General features: G+C 39.6%; 14 protein-coding genes and 1 pseudogene. 7 read left to right on the forward strand and 8 right to left on the reverse strand.

Features of this window, described 5'->3' with window-relative positions; genetic code table 11:
• Window positions 1-203 precede the first annotated feature (203 nt).
• Window positions 204-1,133, forward strand: coding sequence for a type 2 periplasmic-binding domain-containing protein (locus tag G322_RS20425; RefSeq protein ID WP_022941627.1), 930 nt, complete (start codon window positions 204-206; stop codon window positions 1,131-1,133).
• Window positions 1,134-1,264: 131 nt separating this feature from the next.
• On the opposite strand, the gene ygjK is transcribed toward G322_RS20425, so the two are convergent.
• From ygjK to G322_RS0109870, 3 genes are read right to left on the reverse strand one after another with little or no spacing between them, the layout of a single operon-like run.
• Window positions 1,265-3,685 carry an alpha-glucosidase gene (ygjK, locus tag G322_RS0109860; RefSeq protein ID WP_022941628.1) on the reverse strand — a complete coding sequence of 807 codons (2,421 nt, stop codon included), beginning with the start codon at window positions 3,683-3,685 and terminating at the stop codon, window positions 1,265-1,267.
• Window positions 3,686-3,700: 15 nt separating this feature from the next.
• A complete protein-coding gene (gene ygjJ, locus G322_RS0109865) occupies window positions 3,701-4,750 on the reverse strand; it encodes a protein YgjJ (protein WP_022941629.1) in 1,050 nt (349 codons plus the stop codon).
• Window positions 4,751-4,810: 60 nt separating this feature from the next.
• The gene (locus G322_RS0109870) at window positions 4,811-5,143 is read right to left on the reverse strand and encodes a tRNA-binding protein (RefSeq protein ID WP_022941630.1); all 333 of its coding nucleotides are present in this window, start codon (window positions 5,141-5,143) and stop codon (window positions 4,811-4,813) included.
• Between the two features lie 320 nt (window positions 5,144-5,463).
• Between G322_RS0109870 and G322_RS0109875 the strand changes: the two genes are divergently transcribed.
• Window positions 5,464-6,465, forward strand: coding sequence for a substrate-binding domain-containing protein (locus G322_RS0109875; RefSeq protein ID WP_022941631.1), 1,002 nt, complete (start codon window positions 5,464-5,466; stop codon window positions 6,463-6,465).
• Between the two features lie 213 nt (window positions 6,466-6,678).
• Here G322_RS0109875 and galM read toward each other — a convergent pair whose 3' ends face one another.
• The 4 genes from galM to galE form a co-directional block, all read right to left on the reverse strand.
• Window positions 6,679-7,746 carry a galactose-1-epimerase gene (gene galM, locus G322_RS0109880; protein WP_022941632.1) on the reverse strand — a complete coding sequence of 356 codons (1,068 nt, stop codon included), beginning with the start codon at window positions 7,744-7,746 and terminating at the stop codon, window positions 6,679-6,681.
• A 246-nt stretch (window positions 7,747-7,992) separates the two neighbouring features.
• Window positions 7,993-9,162 carry a galactokinase gene (galK, locus tag G322_RS0109885; RefSeq protein WP_022941633.1) on the reverse strand — a complete coding sequence of 390 codons (1,170 nt, stop codon included), beginning with the start codon at window positions 9,160-9,162 and terminating at the stop codon, window positions 7,993-7,995.
• Between the two features lie 11 nt (window positions 9,163-9,173).
• Entirely contained in the window at window positions 9,174-10,238 is a 1,065-nt protein-coding gene (locus G322_RS0109890; RefSeq protein WP_022941634.1) for a UDP-glucose--hexose-1-phosphate uridylyltransferase, read from the reverse strand.
• Window positions 10,239-10,276: 38 nt separating this feature from the next.
• Window positions 10,277-11,296, reverse strand: a complete 1,020-nt coding sequence (gene galE / locus G322_RS0109895; protein WP_022941635.1) for a UDP-glucose 4-epimerase GalE — start codon at window positions 11,294-11,296, stop codon at window positions 10,277-10,279.
• Window positions 11,297-11,562: 266 nt separating this feature from the next.
• Here galE and G322_RS22695 point away from each other — a divergent pair.
• The 5 genes and pseudogenes from G322_RS22695 (at window position 11,563) to G322_RS0109915 (ending at window position 18,572) form a co-directional block, all read left to right on the forward strand.
• A pseudogene (locus tag G322_RS22695) lies at window positions 11,563-12,410 on the forward strand (IS982 family transposase).
• Between the two features lie 777 nt (window positions 12,411-13,187).
• Complete coding sequence (gene mglB / locus G322_RS0109900; RefSeq protein WP_022941636.1) at window positions 13,188-14,165, forward strand: galactose/glucose ABC transporter substrate-binding protein MglB; 978 nt, start codon at window positions 13,188-13,190, stop codon at window positions 14,163-14,165.
• A gap of 64 nt (window positions 14,166-14,229) precedes the next feature.
• Window positions 14,230-15,741, forward strand: coding sequence for a galactose/methyl galactoside ABC transporter ATP-binding protein MglA (gene mglA, locus G322_RS0109905; protein ID WP_028866557.1), 1,512 nt, complete (start codon window positions 14,230-14,232; stop codon window positions 15,739-15,741).
• Between the two features lie 11 nt (window positions 15,742-15,752).
• Window positions 15,753-16,763: a galactose/methyl galactoside ABC transporter permease MglC gene (gene mglC, locus G322_RS0109910; protein ID WP_022941638.1), complete on the forward strand. Its 1,011-nt coding sequence runs from the start codon at window positions 15,753-15,755 to the stop codon at window positions 16,761-16,763.
• 75 nt (window positions 16,764-16,838) lie between these two features.
• Window positions 16,839-18,572, forward strand: coding sequence for a methyl-accepting chemotaxis protein (locus G322_RS0109915; RefSeq protein WP_022941639.1), 1,734 nt, complete (start codon window positions 16,839-16,841; stop codon window positions 18,570-18,572).
• Between the two features lie 139 nt (window positions 18,573-18,711).
• Here G322_RS0109915 and G322_RS0109920 read toward each other — a convergent pair.
• A partial coding sequence (locus G322_RS0109920) for a beta-galactosidase small subunit-related protein (RefSeq protein ID WP_028866558.1) occupies window positions 18,712-19,467 on the reverse strand: 756 nt, incomplete at its 5' end.

The raw sequence follows: 19,467 nt of genomic DNA on the forward strand, positions 1-19,467 counted from the left end.
GATCACCTTTGCTGATCTTTTTTATGCACGCTTATCTTTTGCAATGATCACCTTTGCTGATCTTTTTTATGCGCGTTTTTTAAAAATAGCGCGTCATTTTTTCCTAGAAAGATCCCCTCCTCACAATTCATAAATAAAAAACAGAAAAAAAACGTATAAAAGGTAAACTAAATGTCCTTTAATTTTAAACATGGATGTTTATAATGTGGAACATCAATAAAAAAATTAAGTTCACCATTTTACTTCTTTTTAGCGCTATTCATCAGACCTCTGTTGCCACCACCAAAATAACCGTTTGGGATCACACGGTAAACGATCCTACCGAAATCATTATGGATACACTCCTGCGCGCTTTAGAGATAACCAAACCTGAATATGGTGATTATCAGCTCATTACCTCAATAGAAATGGAGCAGGGGCGTGCACTGCGAGAGCTTTCCACACGTGAAAATTCACATCTCGATTTAGCCCATTTTGCCCCTACCCGTGAACGAGAAGAACAAGCAATCGTCGTTAGAATCCCGCTTATTCAAGGATTATTAGGTTATCGTATTTGCTTAATTAAGCAGGGAGAGCAATATAAATTTTCACAAATTACTAATAAACAACAGTGGTTAGCAAGTGACCTTAGCATCGGACAACACAAAAATTGGCCTGACACCTTAGTTTTACAAAACAACGGGCTCAACGTAAAAACCACTTATAAATATGAGCTTCTTTTCCAGCAACTTGTAAAGAATCGCTTTGACTGCTTCGCGCGTGGTGCAAACGAGATAAACTATGAACAACGCAATCATCGCAATTTGAATTTAGAGATCGAAAAAACAATTATTTTACATTACCCTTTTCCCATGTTTTTCTTTGTTAATAAAAACAACCCGAGTCTTGCTAAACGCTTGGAGCTAGGGTTATCAAGGCTAATGGAAGATGGGACTTCCGCACAACTTTTTGAGCACTATTACCGCACTCAAATTGAAGATCTTAACTTAAAAAATCGTCATATTATTGAGCTTAACAACCCCACCCTATCAAAGAAAACCATACAAGCGATGCGCCAACCTAATGTCATTTTTCAACAGCGTTATTTAGTACGTGACATTACACCGTTAAGGTCAAAAGAATCAGACAAGTGATTGCTGACGCTTGATAAATACAATGCCTATTTACATTAAAACAAAAAAATGGCTTGTTAGTGATAACAAGCCATTGAATTTATCTAAAACCTACCTAAGTTTATTTAGGTCGGTTGGTAGGTAACGAGATATCAATCAGTGTTAGTAAAAAACTCGTTATATAACATGTACAAGTGTGCAGCACTCCAAGAGAAGTTTGGTGCACCTTGTTGCGCGCCCGTTAATGGGTTGTAGTTTTCACGAATTGGACCATCTTCTACTAAGCCATCAGCATTTTGGAAGAATCTATTTGCGAGCTCGACCGCTTCTTGTTGGTAGCCATATTGTTCCATACCACGTACACCAAAGTAGAATTGATCTACCCAAACACGACCACGCCAGTAGATATCAGCACCAAATGCAGGGCTTTGTTGAGATGCAGTACCTAATGGCACAAAGGTATTAAACTCATCTTTATCCATCATAGTTTTAACAATGATATCTGCTTTGTCTTGCGTTGCCGCACCGTTAAACAGGGGTGACCAACCTTCTGGGCCTTTACCACGCTCTACGATAGGTTTGCCTGCACAGCCGTTATCCATCTCGGTTTCTTCGATACGGATATCGTAGAAGTAGCCTGTTTCAGCATCAAACATACAAGTATCGATATATTTCGCTATTTTTACCGATTTTTCGCGGAACATTTTTGCATCTGAACCTTTACCAAGTAGATCAGCCATCTCCGCTAAGTATTTATTATCACTGTACATATAACTTGCTTGATCAACAGACTCTTGTAATAACGAGTAACCAATCAATTGACCGTTTTCATCACGGTTTTCTGCAAATTGTACTTCCCAATCTTTACGTGAACCACCCTCTTCAACATATTTTTTCAATTGATCTTCATCAATGAAACCAAATGCGGCTGCATCATCACGACCAGATTCCCAAGATGCTGCCGTTTGTGCAGGGATCTCGATACTGTCGTATTGTCCTGTTTTAAGCAATGCATTGTATTTTTCAATACCTTGCATTTCTATTTTTTCGCCTTTGATAGTGGCCGTAAATAACATTTTTCCATCAGGCGTATTATGCGCTTTATCAACAGCTGCACCGTATTCAGGAATGCCATTACCGTTATGGTCGCGGTTGCTTAACCACCAGTCATGATAAGCCACTAATTGAGGGTACATCTCTTCAATCCATGCTTTATCTTGTGTAGTGTTATACACCTCCATGACCGCCCATGAAGCCAATGAGGGTTTAGTATTACGCTCGTTCCAGTTGCCACCGTCACCACCACGCTCAGGGCTTAAGTTGTACGCTAATAAATCAGGTACATAACCAACATCATAGGGGCGAACCGTATCGTCAGCCTGAATTTGATAAGCAAACATGGCGCGAATATTTTCTTTTGCAACAGACGGATTAAAGTGCGCCATTGCATAAGCTTGTTTCCACGTATCCCAAGGCCACGTTTGGTTACCCGAGAACCAACGTGCGGTTACCGACGGCGTGACTGAATCATGTTTCATTGCCCCCGCAGCACCACGCCAGTTTCCCGTTAAGGTTTCAATTGCTTTAACAGCCACACGTGTTTGCTCATCTGTTGCATTTTGGTTGGTTAGACCCAGTGTTAAATACTCCTGCCAACGAAGATCACTGCTCTGTTGGTACTGCTTCGGATCAGATAAAACTGCACGGATATTCTTTTGTTCCGCTTTATTTTCATCAGCCGTTAATACATGTGTATAGGTTGTGAAGATAGTCTGACTTTTTTCAATATTAGCCGTTGATGTAAATGCTAACCCATCAACAACAGTCTCTGTATCAATGGTTTTATTAACTTGGTATTCAGATTCACCCGAGGTTAATAGATCCCATGTCGAGCGCACTTTACCAAAGGTGACTTTTACACCGCCATCCGTTGCCACAATTTTACGTTGGTAATCTGGGTAGGTTTCAGACACAGTTTTTTCTGATTGTGGCACACCTTCTGATGCATGTGTGCCTTCAATTAATTGACCATCCCACACTAACGTCAAAGGAGAGTCGGTGGTGATTTTTGTTTCTAGTAGTGAAGTACGATTAGTCGCAAAACGTAATACCATCTCAACTTGTACATCTGCTGAGGTTAGTTTTTGTACTAACTGGCCCGGTAAGCTATAAACTTCCATTTCGAAATCTACTTTTTTACCATCCTTTAACACGGTTAAACGGTCAAAGTTGTTAGCCATAAAGTTAATGTATTCTTCGGTTAACAAAGCAGTACCCGGGAAACCACCCATGCCTTCTTTGTTATCAGGCAATAGATGACCGTGCCATGCGCCTAAATCAAAAAATGGGTTAAAGCGTTGATGTTCATCAAAATCATAATCACGCATATATTCTGGTGAGCCAGTACGGTTGATGACATTTTTAAAATTATGGGCTAACAGTTCATTTTGCTGTGTTGTTACCACCGTCACTGATTCAGTACTCGTTGGCGTAGTGGTATTGCATGCCGTTAAAGCCAGCGCCGAAACAACAGCAAGTGCACAAAGTGATTTATTCATTTTAGTTTTAAACATTATTTATTCCTCGGCTTACCAGTAGAAGTATTGCATTAAGAAAACAGAAGCATCGCCCGTTTCGGTATCATCACCAACACCAAATTTCACATCAAAAGCGGTTGCATAAGTACCACCACCGTATTCATACCAAACACCGCCATTCACATAAGAAGTAATTTTATCTTCACCGTGTTCAATTTCATTATTTGCATAGGTATATGCACCTGAAAGATAAACACCTGGTGCAGCTTCATACAATGCACTGGTGATGAACCCTGTTTCTGTGCCATCACTTTTCTCATCACCACGATCGGTATCGTGCCAAACTCGTGCTGCAAAATTGTGCAATTCTGCACCGATTAAATAAAGTTCACCTTCACCATCACGTACTTCTGCACCACCTAATAGAGTCAAGTTATCCATTACATCGTATTGTACATAACCATTTACTATCGCTGTATTATCAATCCATTGGTCAGCAAAACTATCGTACTTACCAAAATGAATCAGTGCATCATCTTCTGAGAAGTCGGACTCAGGCGAAGCCGAAATGCTATAGCGTAATTTACCTTCTAGGTTTTGAATTTTAATACCCACATGCATATCACGTCTGTTAGGGATAACATAACCGTACTCAGGTGTTGGATCACCCCACCATTGAATATCATCTAATGATGAATCTATACGACCAATCATAAACTCAGTTTTATTGTCTGTGCGGTAACCTGCATAGAAGCGGTTAAAACCACCTTCAAAACCACCCCAACCATGACCTGTTGCCCATGCATTACCTTCATCATCAGCTTGCACCGTCCAACCTTCCATGTAGGCAAGACCAAACCAGTTACCCAGATCAAATGCTAATCCAGCTTCGATATAAGTACCATCGCCATAACGACCCTTATCTTCACCTTCTAAGTTAACATGACCACCAAAGCCAGCTTCACCGTAAAAATTCCAGATAGATTCCTTTCCCTCTGTGGCTTGAGTTCCTTCAAGCCCATGTAATTCACTGACTTCTGCATTGACATAACTCGTACTTAATAAGCCAGCAATAATGAGTGAGAGGGTCGTTTTTTTCATAGTATTTAATCCTTAAATTAAGGTTGATTTTAGTTAAATTAGTGTAATAAAAATGGCTTGTTAAACCACTTTAATGCCCGCAGGCATTAATCGTTCAGGAGCAAGAAGTACGCTCTCTGATTCATCTTCTGTTTCAGCACATAACAGCATGCACTCTGAAATTTCACCGCGCATTTTCGCTTTAGCGAGATTGGTTAACACCACGACTTGCTTATTAAGTAATTGCTCTTCTGTGTAATAGGGAACCAAACTGGTCACTGTTTGCAATGTTTTTTCACCAATATCAACTTGCACGATATAAAGTTTATCTGCATTTGTATGGCGTACTACTGCTGTTATTTTTCCTACTCGCATATCGAGTTTTGCAAAGTCGGCATAAGAAATTGTGCTCATTATTTCTCTCAATTTGGTCAGATTAGTGATAACACCCACAACAAAGTAAAAGTATTACCAAGTAACAAAATAATTAAGTAAAAGTTTTACTTGGCGTTAATAATACAGTAAAAAAGGAAGCTTTCAACGAAATACGGGTTTACATTCACCTCCCCTATTGCCTTGTTTTCACATCTGCGATTAAATACCCACTGTTACAATTCGTTGCAAAATTTAAGCTCTGAGAAAATAGCCAGTGTTACAATTGGTTACGAATGTTAAGCCCTGAAAAAATAGCCAGCATTACAATTGGTTGTAAAAATTAATCACTGAGGAATCACATGTCCACCATCAAAGATGTCGCAAAAGACGCAGGTGTCTCTATTGCAACCGTATCAAGGGTGATTAATAATTCCCCCAAAGCAAGCAAGAAATCAATTGAATCGGTAAAAAAATCGATGAAAGCGCTGAGTTATCGCCCGAATGCAAATGCACGTGCACTGGTCAGTAAAAGTAGTAATACCATTGGTGTATTAGTAGGTGATATTTCTGATCCCTTCTTTGGAAGCATGATTAAAACCATTGATAGTATTGCCCGTGAAAATAATAAACATATTTTGATCTGTAATGGTTACCATAAGGCAGAAGATGAACGCGCAGCCATTGAACTGCTCATTTATAATCGTTGTGATGTCTTGATAGTCCACGCTAAAGCATTGAGTGATAAAGAGCTGATTGAGTTTGCAACTGAAATACCCGGCATGGTTATTATTAATCGAGTTGTGCCTGAAATAGCATCACGCTGCATAGCATTAGATAACTTTAAAGGGACTTATCTCGCCACAGAATTTCTTATCCGTAATGGTCATCAGCATATTGCATGGATAAGCTCGAATCACGACATTGAAGATTGCCAACAACGAAAACTCGGTTACCTACAAGCACTTTCTGACAACAGTTTAACCGCTAAATCTGAATATATGGAGTTTGAGCAACCTGATGCAGAAGGGGGTGAACGAGCAATGAGCAATTTGCTCGCTAAAAATATAAAGATAACAGCAGTGCTCACTTACAACGATTATATGGCAGCGGGCACGCTGGTGACCTTAAATGACAATGCAATTCGAGTGCCTGAGCAAATATCAATTATTGGTTTCGATGACGGCCTAATAGCCAAGCTTGTTCAACCTAAGCTGACTACCGTCCGTTATCCGATTCAGTTAATGGCAGAGCAAGCAACAAAGCTATCATTATCACTGGTCAAAAAAGAAACCACTCCAACAAAAGCGATGCTCTTTAATCCAACACTGATTAAACGCTTATCGGTAAAAAGTATTAGCTAAGGATCGGCTTCAAAATTACTTGCGCTTTTTTTTCAAAATAACCAGTTATTTAGGATTGGCTTCAACATTACTTGCGATTTTGTTTTTAAAATAGCCAGTCACTTAAGGCTTTTTGGAAATAATTTAGCGCAGTTATTGTGTAACGATTCCTTCAGGTTTTTTGAAAACAATTTAGCGCAAGTTATTGTGTAACGATTCCTAAAGAGGGTTAGGCTATATAGGGCTAGACAAGACTTTAAAATGATAACGAGTTATTGAATGATAATCTTGGTGTGGTTGCAAATAAACAGCCCCTTGTAAACCCTGTTGATTGTTCGGCGCATCAGGTGGAAATTGTGTTTCTAATGCAATGCCTGCCTGATTCTTATAATGTTGCTTACCTCTACTTGGGCAACCCGCTAAGAAGTTGCCAGTGTAAATATGGATAGTGGGTTTATTGGTCGACACGGAAAGTTGCAGTGATTCATCGGGCGCCGTTAATGTTAACGCAACACGTTTGGCATCTTGATAATCACTTTTTAGCAGAAATGAATGGTCATATCCTGACTGTTGATGTTGTTGCTGATCAGTTAAAAAATCCTGCTTAATTGTTTTCTTTTTCAAAAAATCAAAACTACTCTCTCTCACCGACTGAAAATCATCGATGGGGATCCCATTTTTATCACTGGGTAAATACTGATCTGCATGAATTTGCAACTGATGTGTTAAACAGTCTCCACCCGCATCGGCTCCCATTAAATTAAAATAGGCATGATTGGTGAGATTAACAGGGCAGGTTTTATCTGTCTTTGCACGATATTCAATACTCACTTCATTATCTTCATTAAATTGGTAACTCACCGTCACCACTAAATTACCGGGGAAACCTTGGTCGCCATCTCGCGAGGTAAGTGAAAACGTTATTTTATCGTTTAGCTGCTCAGCAACCTGCCAACGACGTTTATCAAATCCCTCAACACCGCCATGCAAAGTATTCTCTGCTTGATTAACTGAGGTTTGAAACTGTTTTCCATTTATAACAAATTTACCCGCTTTAATTCGGTTTGCATAACGCCCCACCGTTGCACCTAAATAAGCCTGCTGCTTAAGGTGTTTTTGCATAGAGTTAATGCCCAATAATACCTCTCGGCCCTTCCCTTGTATTTGAATTTTGCAGCTCAACCAAGTCGCACCGACATCCATCAATGAGATAGTAGAGCCAAGTTTATTGGTTAGGGTAAATATATTGGCAGGCAAACCATCTAAAAATGGGGTTTGTTGCATCTGTTCTGCTAGTTGCATGGGATTTCTCGAAGGTTATTTTATAAAATAGTACATGCTTATGTAGCTGACTCAGGCTTCTGTGAAAACATCAAAAACATTACCACAGAGGCACTACGTGCTGCACGAAGAAAAGACTAAAACAGTTGTTGCAAATTTTGATCTTTTCTTCTTTAACTTCGTGCCTCTGTGGTTGATTTTTTTTCCCTGAGTTAGGTGCATAAGCATGAAATAATAAATGCTCAGCGCTAAGCCCTAAGCATTAAATTACAAGGTAATGAGGCTTGCACCTTGTTTCGCTTGGCAAATGTAGATGCTCTCTTTTAAACCAGTCTGTTTTTCATAGTGACTTTCAACGGCATTTTTTACAGCGTCAACTTTATCTGCGCTCATCAATGCCACAATGCAACCACCAAAGCCTCCTCCGGTCATACGCACGCCACCTTCATCACCTAACTGCTGTTTCACCAGTTCGACCAAACAATCAACCTCAGGCACGGTGATTTCAAAATCATCACGCATAGATGCATGAGATTCCGCCATTAACTGTCCCATTAATTTAAGATCCTGTGCTTGTAAGGCATCAGCGGCTTTTAGAGTACGCGCATTCTCAGTAATAACATGACGCGCACGTCGATAAGTCACCTCATCAAGTTTATCTGCGCCCTGCTCTAACTGCTCTATTGATAAATCACGCAGTGCAGGCACATTAAATTTGCGAGCGGCCAGCTCACATTGCACGCGTCGGGTATTGTATTCGCTGTCAACCAAACCACGTTTTTTATTAGAATTAATGATCATAATAATCAACGTTTCAGGCATGGATATTGGCGCAGTATCTAAACTACGGCAGTCGATCAACAGTGAATGATTTTCCTGTCCACAGGCAGAAATAAGCTGATCCATGATACCGCAGTTACAACCTACAAATTCATTTTCAGCTTTTTGCCCATTTAACGCGATTTCTTGTTGGGTGATTTTTAAATCATATAAGGTTTTAAAGGTTTGCCCAATCACCACTTCTAAGGCAGCCGATGAACTCAGCCCAGCACCTTGAGGTACATTGCCACTGACCACAATATCAGCACCAGAGAATTGATACCCAGCATCTAATAAACATTTCACCACACCACGAATGTAGTTAGACCACATTTTAGTGTCGTTAAATTCAATTTTTTCAGTGAGGGAAAACTGATCTAACTCATTACCATAGTCCACCGAAATAACACGCACAATATTGTCTTTTCGTGGAGATGCGGCCACCATAGTTTGATAGTTAATCGCACAGGGTAAAACAAAGCCATCATTATAATCGGTATGCTCACCAATCAAATTAACACGTCCCGGTGCTTGAATAACATATTGTGCTTGGTAACCTAATTGTTCTTCAAAGGTGGTGCAAACCACACGTTGCAAACGTTCTGTTTCAATTGTCATGATTGTTGCCTCTATGATTTTAAATCTGTTGTGCGGTAGTGGATATCACTCACGGCACGTAATTTTTCAGCAGCTTGCTCTGGCGTTAAATCTCGCTGACTTTCCGCCAACATTTCATAACCCACCATAAATTTACGCACACTTGCTGAGCGTAAAAGAGGCGGATAAAACAGCGCGTGCAACTGCCAATATTCATTTTCTTGCTGTGGCTCTTTAAAAAAGGGCGCATAGTGCCAGCCCATTGAATAGGGGAATGAACATTTAAAAAGATTATCGTAACGACTGGTTAATTTTTTGATGGCCAATGCGAGATCGTCACGCATCTCTGTTGATAAATCACTAAAGCGGGCGATATGTGTTTTTGGCATTAACATGGTTTCAAAGGGCCATGCAGCCCAATACGGAACCACCGCTAACCAATGCTCTGTTTCAACCACAGTACGCGAGCCATCTTTACGCTCACTATTGACATAATCCACCAATAAGTTGCTGTTATTCTCTTGGTAATATTTTTTTAAGAGTTCATCTTTACGCGCTATCTCATTCGGTAAAAAGTCATTTGCCCAAACTTGTCCATGTGGATGAGGTTGTGAACACCCCATCAGCGCCCCTTTATTTTCAAAGGCCTGCACCCAAACGAACTCTTTTCCTAACGCTTCTATCTGCTCATCCCAAGTATCAATAAGCTTACGAATTTGTGGTGTCGCTAATTCAGGTAATGTCTTACTGTGATCTGGCGAAAAACAGATAACACGACTTAGCCCCCGTGCACTCTGTAAACGAAATAAGGGATCACTCGATTGTGGTGCTTCTGGTGTGTCGACTGTCAGGGCTGCGAAGTCATTATTAAAGACATAAGTACCTTGGTAATCAGGGTTAACATCCCCTGAAATACGGGTATTATTTGCGCACAAAAAACAGTCACTATCGTAACTTTTATTGAGACTGTTTTCGGTCTCCTCATTTTGACCTTGCCAAGGTCGTTTAGCACGATGCGGAGAGACTAAAACCCACTGACCCGTTAAGGGGTTATAGCGACGATGAGCATGATCTAATTCATTAAATGTTGAAGACATAACAGTTCCTTAAAAATTGATAAATAGTGGTAACCTGACTACGGCTGATCGTAACCATTGGGATTATTTGACTGCCAACGCCATGTATCTTCAGTCATCTCTTTCAGCGTGCGTGTCGCTTGCCAATTAAGTTGGGTATTTGCTTTTTGGGTATCAGCCCAGCACTGCGCAATATCGCCAGCGCGACGAGGTTCAATTTTATAACTGATTTTTTTACCACAAGCGTGAGAAAAAGCATCAAGCATCTCTAATACACTGCTTCCCTGACCCGTGCCTAAATTAAAAACATGTAAACCAGACTTTTTAGCAACGTGATTAAGGGCTGCAATATGACCATCAGCAAGATCCACCACATGAATATAATCACGCACACCTGTTCCATCGGGTGTTGCATAGTCATCACCAAAAACAGAGAGAGTGTCACGACGACCGACTGCAACTTGCGCAATAAAAGGCATCAGGTTATTGGGGATACCCTGCGGGTCTTCACCCATTTCACCAGAGGGATGCGCGCCGACAGGGTTAAAATAGCGTAATAGCGTGATACTCCACGTAGGATCTGATGTATACAGGTCTTTTAGACACTCCTCCACCATAAATTTACTGCGACCATAGGGGTTAGTCACTGCACCTGTTGCTGTTTGCTCTGTGATAGGTACCACTTTAGGGTCGCCATATACCGTGGCAGATGAACTAAATAGCAGACTTTTTACATTTGCCTTAGCCATCTCTTCAGCAAGCACCAATGAGCCATGGACATTATTATCAAAGTAAGTCAGTGGTTGCTGTACAGATTCACCGACCGCTTTTAAACCCGCAAAATGGATCACGGCACTAATAGTATGCTCTTTGAAAATACGCTGTAGTATCACTCGATCACGAATATCACCTTTATAAAAAGTCGGTTTTTCGCCCGCTAAATTTTCGATACGCTGTAAAACAGCTTCACTACTATTGTATAAATTATCCAGAATAATAGGTGTTAAGCCAGCTTGCATCAGTTGCACACATGTATGACTACCAATGTAGCCACACCCACCTGTAATTAATACTTTCATAGAGTCTCCACTGTTTTTCGTTGCTAATAAGGTGTTTTAGTCAATAAGTTTCACTTTAGTAAAACACAAAAAAAACCTAGTGTAAACGATTACACCTCAATAATTTAGGCAATCACACCCTAAAAAACAAAAAACACTAGAAAGTTAAAATTTTACTTTTTGTTAGATAACCTGAATTCGGGATAAAATTAAAATAAATGGAACTAAATGCCTGTTCCGCGTTCGGATCTTTTGACTAAAAAGATGAGATAAAAAAAGGAACAGGCATGAATAATTTAGTTGAACTATTTTGTAATTTCGATGATTTTTTACCGTATTTATCCCAGAATGTAAAATGCGTTTAATCAGTAATGCTGGGATTAAAAGGCAAAGAGTTAAGCGAATGAGCAACGCTGAAATAATGACCCTTATTATTAATTTCATTACAGAGATTTTAAGAATTATTAGTTAGCTATATCGCAAAACATTTAAAATCACATTTCCCCTCACGGCTAAGGGACACAAAGTTTATAGAGGTTATGCCATCAGTTATCGTTCCTTAAAATACATTTTAGTAAGCCAACAGGCATTACTTTTATCGACGCCACCAAAATAGCGCTATGCCATATTATTCGAGCAAAACGTAATAAAGTATTTAACGGAATTACAGAGCATGGAAAGGCCACAATGGGGTGGTTCTTTGGCTTTAAATTACACTTTATAGAGATATTGAGTGTGTAAATCACCGGTGGAAATGTAGAGGATCGTAAGCCTGCTCCTGAAAGAATTAAGACCTTATCAGGTAAGTTGTATGGTGATAAAGGCGACTTAAGAAAAGTATTAGTGAGTAAATTACGCGATAAAAGTGTTGATCTAATAACAAACGTTTGTAAAAACATGAAAAAAGTAGTGGTAAGTAAGTAGGATAAAGCGATGCTTAGTAAACGTTACCTTACTGAAACAATTAACCATCAAGTAAAAAACATTTCATAGATAGAATGCTCTCGACAGCGCAGTATTACAGGCTTTGTTGTAAATATGCTTGGCGGTTTAATTGCATATTTTTACCAAAAAAAATAAGCCCTCAATCAATTTAACTCCAGATGAAAAAAGTGAGAATTTGATAATGGCTTAACCCGACATCAGGTTAACTAAGTCCATTTTAATGATGAGGCATTATGCAACCACACGTTCTGCATTAATGTTAATGCCTGTTTCATCGGCATGTAGCACTTTTTCTTTATTCAAATTTGCTTTGATTATTTCAGCTACATCAAGTGCTTCAAGCTTGCTATAGGCGCTATTAGCCTAAGTCACTGATCGTTTTTACTGCTTTAAATGACTAATTACAGGTTATTTATGTGTGACCTCAGGATGTTCATCAAGTACTAGCGTTGCTCCTTTATGGCATTTTTATCCAGCGGATTTATTTTCACCGCTATTTCTTTGACGTTTTATTTAGACTTTAATCGTTTGATGATGGCTTACTACTGTTGCTACTATTTAAGGCTGAGACGCTGGCAGCGTAAATTAACGACAAGTAATAATAAATATAAAGTGATAAAAATAGCAAATAACCATATTTCACCCACTTCTATTTACCGCTTTTTATATCGATAGCACTTACTTTCATTTTATGACGATATTTAGGATGAATGCAGTTATCGTAACGGCTAAAACAGATCAAACAAGTCGATTTTTTTGATATTCCAAAAATAATTAAACGTGTGATTAAGGTTCTGAGTAGTTACAAATAAAAATGTAACAAAATGTAAGCGATTACATTTCTCGTGTTTGCGTCACATCAAATTAACATTTGTTAGTCTAGACTCGCTTCCAATGGTTAAGAAACAAGCAATACATTTCTACCATCCTTCGGTAATTACTATTAATGATTGATAAAGGATTTACAATGAGAAAATTAACTATCTTAGCAACATTATGCGCTTCAATGGTTTTTGGCAACTCAGCTATCGCCAATACAAAACTCGGTTTTACAGTGTATAAATATGATGACAATTTCATGGCAGTCGTTCGCCAAGCGATTGAAAAAGAAGCGGCAAAAGATGATGACATTCAGCTGTTAATGAATGATTCTCAAAATAGTCAATCAATGCAGAACGACCAAGTTGATATTTTATTAGCGCGTGGTGTAAAAGCTTTGGCGATTAACTTAGTCGATCCCGCAGCGGCGCCAGTCATTATCAAAAAAGCAAAAGAAGATAATATTCCCATCGTATTCTACAACAAAGAACCTTCAGCTAAAGATTTAGCCTCTTATGATAAGGCTTACTTTGTAGGTACTGTTTCCAAAGATGCAGGCATTATCCAAGGTGGATTAATCGCCAAACAATGGGCAGAAAATCCTAAATGGGATCTTAATGGTGACGGCATTATTCAATTTGTATTATTAAAAGGTGAGCCAGGTCATCCAGATGCAGAAGCACGTACTCGTTATGTGGTAAGCACACTAAACGATCTGGGTTATAAAACTGAACAGTTGCATCTTGATACCGCAATGTGGGATACCGCGATGGCAAAAGATAAAATGGATGCTTGGATTGCAGGTCCAAAAGGCGAAAAAATTGAAGTGGTGATCGCAAATAATGATGGCATGGCAATGGGGGCGATTGAGTCTTTAAAAGCAAATGACAAAAGCGAACTACCTGTATTTGGTGTGGATGCATTAAGTGAAGCACTGGCTTTGGTTAAATCGGGCAGAATGGCAGGAACGGTACTAAATGATGCACCTAACCAAGCTAAAGCAACCTATGAACTGACGCGTAACTTAGCACTAGGAAAGCCAGCGACAGAAGGCACTGATTGGATTTTAGTGAATAAAGTGGTACGCGTACCTTATGTGGGTGTTGATAAAAGTACTTTAAAATAACCTTCATTGACTATGATGGAAAAGCAGGTCTTTTCCATCATTAAATCCTACGGGTAATGCCAATATGACAATAAATATAGACAATGAATTCCTATTAGAAATGACCGGAATTAGTAAAGAGTTTCCGGGTGTAAAAGCACTTGATAAAGTGAGTTTAAAAATCCGTCCGCATTCAATTCATGCATTAATGGGTGAAAATGGCGCGGGTAAATCGACACTATTAAAATGCCTTTTTGGTATTTATGAACAAAATGAAGGCAAGATTGTTTTCATGGGAAAAGAGGTCAATTTTGAATCGTCGAAACAAGCCCTAGAATCGGGTGTTTCTATGGTGCATCAGGAGCTAAACCAAGTACTGCAACGTAGCGTAATGGATAATATCTGGCTAGGAAGATACCCTGTAAAAGGCTTTTTTGTTGACCATAACAAAATGTATAACGATACCAAAGAGATCTTCGACGAGTTAGATATTGATATCGACCCCAAAGTGAAAGTGGCGACCTTATCGGTCTCGCAAATGCAGATGTTAGAAATTGCCAAGGCCGTTTCTTATGATGCCAAAATAGTGATTATGGATGAACCCACCTCTTCACTGAGTGAAAAAGAAGTAAGACACCTCTTTAAAATCATCAATAAGTTAAAAGAAAAAGGTTGTGGCATTGTTTATATCTCCCACAAAATGGATGAGATTTTTGAGATATGCGATGAGATCACTATTTTACGAGATGGCATCTGGATTGAAACCCGCCCCTTAAAAGGCATGACGATGGAGCAAATCATTAATAAAATGGTAGGTCGTGATCTCACCAATCGTTTCCCTGAAAAAACCAATGTGGTCAAAGAAACCATTCTACAAGTTAAAAACCTGACTGCGACTAATCAACCCTCAATTAACGATATCAGTTTTGATTTACATAAAGGTGAAATATTAGGTGTTGCCGGATTGGTTGGCGCAAAACGCACCGATATCGTGGAAACGTTATTTGGTATTAGAGAGCGTAGTGCAGGTGAAATTATCTTACATGGTAAATCAGTCGCGAATCATGATGCACATGAAGCCATTAACAATGGTTTTGCCTTAGTAACGGAAGAGCGTCGTGCAACGGGTATCTACAGTAATTTAGACATCACTTTTAATGCCTTAGTCGCTAATGTTGACCAATATAAAACCAAAATTGGCCTACTCAGTAACAAAAAAATGAGAAGTGATACGCAGTGGGTTATTGACTCAATGAGAGTTAAAACACCTTCACACGAAACCAATATCGGATCGCTTTCTGGTGGTAATCAACAGAAAGTTATTATTGGCAGATGGTTATTAACTAATCCTGAAATTTTAATGCTAGACGAACCAACACGCGGGATTGATGTTGGCGCTAAATTTGAGATTTATCAGTTAATACTCGATCTCGCTAACAAAAACAAAGGCATCATGATTATCTCATCTGAAATGCCTGAATTATTGGGAATCACCGACCGTATTTTAGTGATGAGTAATGGCCGTGTTGCCGGTATCGTGAATACCAAAGACACCACACAGCATGAAATTTTAGAATTAGCAGCACTCTATTTATAAAGGATTTAATCATGGAATTTTTAAAAAAACTCAGCATGATGCGTTACCTCAAGGAAGGTGGCATCTATGCAGTTTTATTTATTTTATTAGTCATTATTGTTATTCAAGAACCCTCTTTTTTGAGTCTGCGCAACCTGAGTAACATTTTAACTCAGTCATCGGTACGTATTATTATTGCACTGGGTGTCGCCGGTTTAATTGTGACCCAGGGCACCGATCTTTCAGCAGGTCGTCAAGTAGGTTTAGCAGCAGTATTATCAGCCACTCTATTACAAGCAGCTGATAACGTTAACAAAGTATTTCCTAATTTAGGGGAAATACCCATTGTGGCGGTTATTGTTGCGGTCTGTGCCGTGGGTGCACTTATTGGCCTGATTAACGGCATTATTGTCGCTTATCTGAAGGTGACCCCCTTTATCGCCACATTAGGTACCATGATTATCGTTTATGGTGTCAACTCCCTCTATTTTGACTCGGTGGGCGCATCCCCTATTGCTGGTTTTGACGACCGTTTTTCTGAATTTGCACAAGGATTTCTTCGCTTTGGTGACTTTAAACTCTCCTATTTAACCTTCTATGCAGCCGGCGCGATTGGGCTTGTTTGGGTTATTTGGAATAAAACCGTGTTTGGTAAAAACATTTTTGCGATTGGTGGTAACCCCGAAGCAGCGAAAGTATCTGGCGTCAATGTACCAATAACATTACTTAAAATATATGCGTTATCAGGTGTGTTTTATGCATTTGGTGGCATGTTAGAAGCCGGCCGTATTGGTAGTGCAACGAATAACCTCGGCTTTATGTATGAGCTGGATGCGATTGCGGCTTGTGTTGTAGGTGGTGTGTCATTTGCAGGGGGTGTTGGCCGTGTTCTTGGTGTGGTGACAGGGGTATTGATCTTTACCATTATCAATTATGGCATGACCTATATCGGTGTGAGTCCTTATTGGCAATACATTATCAAGGGGAGTATTATCATCTTTGCGGTTGCCTTAGATTCAATGAAATACGCCAATAAAAAATAGAAAAAAAAGTCACACATTATTACTAGGCAACGTTGAAAAGCGTTGCCTATTTCCGTGAAAAATGAGGAATAATATATGTCATTTAAAGGAAAAATATTTTCGCTATTAGCGTTTATTGTGGTGCTTGCTATTTTCACTTCCTACCTCAGCGCTAATTATTACATTAATAGTTATATTTTTAATACCAGTGTTAAAAATACCACCAGCCAACTTGATTTAGTGAACGATAAATTAAGCGGAGATATTAAACATAAAATATTACTCGCTAAAAATATTGATACCGGCTCAGCAAGTTTAGAGGATTTACAACAAGCATCTGGTTTTTATCGTATCAACAAAGTCCTTCAAGGCATGTTATTTACCGAACATGGCACTGAAAATGATCCCGCCAAAAAAGATCCTATTTTAAAAATGCTTAAACAAGCAGGCCAAAAAATCAGTGTCAGTGATATTTTTACAGAGCAACAGAAAACACTGATCACATTAACCATTCCAGGTAAAAATGGACGAGGTAATATTTTCTTTATTGACCTTACCGAGATACAAACATTATTAGCCAACTCGACCACCAAGGGCAGTTACTTTGAATTAAGTGATGCAAGACAACAGCTTATCTTTAGCAACAAAGTAGAGGGTGATCTGCTCAAAGTAGAGCATCAAGTTGAGGTGGGTAATACCTTCTGGCATTTAACCGGTTATATCGACAAAGCCTATATCGAAGAACAGACCAGCACATTAAATCAATCCATCACATTTGCCTTATTAGTTGCAGGAGTGGTCTTGCTTGTATTAGGTATATTTCTGGTGCGCATCGCTTATCAACCGATTGAGCAGTTACGCTTAGTGGTCACTGACTTAGCAAGTGGCGAAGGGGATTTAACACGACGTTTAGAGGTTAAAAGTAATGATGATCTTGGCCTTATTGCCTCGGGTATCAATCGCTTTACAGAAAACTTACAGGAATTAATGTTAGGTGTCGCGAAGACCACCGATAACTTAGAGAGCAGAGTAGAGCAAATTTCAGACAACGCATTGCTCAACCACGGTTTATTAGATTCTCATGCCAAAGAAACCGAGCAAGCAGTCAGTGCCATCACAGAGATGAGTGCCACCGCCGATTCCGTGGCACAAAGTGCATTAAGCGCGTCTCAATTAACCGAAGATTCTTCTCAACAAGCAGATACCTGTAAAACCTTGGTCAGAAATTCGGTATCCAGTATCGAAGCGTTAATTAGTGATGTAGACGAGATGTCGACGTCCATATTTACATTAAATGATGATATCGCCAAAATTGGCAGTGTGCTTGGCGTGATTGGTGGCATTGCAGAGCAGACTAATCTACTCGCACTGAATGCGGCCATAGAAGCTGCCAGAGCCGGAGAGCAAGGACGTGGTTTTGCGGTGGTTGCAGATGAAGTGCGCTCATTGGCGAGTCGTACACAGGACTCCACCAAAGAGATAAATACCATGCTATTAAAATTACAGTCGGGTACAACTTCTGTTGTGGCTGCCATGGAAAATACTAAGCTCGCTTGTCAAGCATCGGCTGAGGCGATTCAAGAAAGTACCCTTTCTTTGGATATCATGAGTGGCTCCATCGCAGAGATAAATACCCTCAATATGCAGATAGCAGCGGCCGCAGAACAGCAAAGTGTCACCACCAATGAAATCTCACGTAATATGACTATGATTCAAGATATGGTCAACGAGTTAGAAAAAAATGGAACGGAGACGATCGCCAGTGTTGATGAAATTAAAAAAAGTAAATCTCAACTGGTTGAAGTTGTTGAGCATTTTAAGCTGAGTTAACTTAGCTCAAAACATCATCACTACGAAGAGCACGAAGAAAAAACTAAAGAGGGGAAATTGGTTTTGATTTACCTTCTTTTTCCTTCGTGCCTTCGTGGTTAATTGCTTTTAGCCTTCACGCCTTTTGGCTTTCTATCCATCAATTAAACGCCAGTATCATTTGATAATGGTAATGCTCTTTATTTAAAAGAAACGCTTGGTGCACACTCGGACTCCAGGAATCATCGCCTCCCACTCCCATATGTAATGCATCCAGGCGCACATAAAGTTGCTGTTCATTGATGAGTTCATTATTGTGTTTGGCGGATGCAACATTAGCTTGGCTATAACGACTAACCCCTAAATGAAACAACCCAGTTACAGATAAATCCCCCACTGTAGCCTCTTTAACATCGCAACGCAGACCATTCTCAGAGGGAAAAATATAAGGCGTATGCATCTCTTCAATGGAACTAGAATAACGCCCAATATGTGCGGATAAAATGCGATCTGGATAGCTCTCATGTGGGCCACGACCAAACCAATTAACCGTATTGTCCGAGTCGGGTAAAATCAATTCCAACCCTATACGAGGCAATGAGGGTAACGATTTAGCGACATTGACATCAACATCAATCACTACTTTTCCTTGGCCATTAATCTTGTATTGCCAGTGACTCGTAATCATTAACTTACCTTCAAAATAGTGACCAAATTGAACCTCAACAAGGACCTCTTTACTGAGTGAAACCGCCTGTATCGAAACACACTTAGCCATTAAATCTGAAAGCCCCGTTGTTTTCCAGCGTGTCACCCAAGCATTTTCATCAATGCAATTTGCTTCGCTGGTACCAATGTCATTATCTAATGGTGCACGATAAAAATTATCTTTAGGGCCCTGTAATAGTTTATTTTC

Source organism: Psychromonas hadalis ATCC BAA-638 (assembly GCF_000420245.1).
Classification (GTDB): Bacteria; Pseudomonadota; Gammaproteobacteria; order Enterobacterales; family Psychromonadaceae; genus Psychromonas; species Psychromonas hadalis.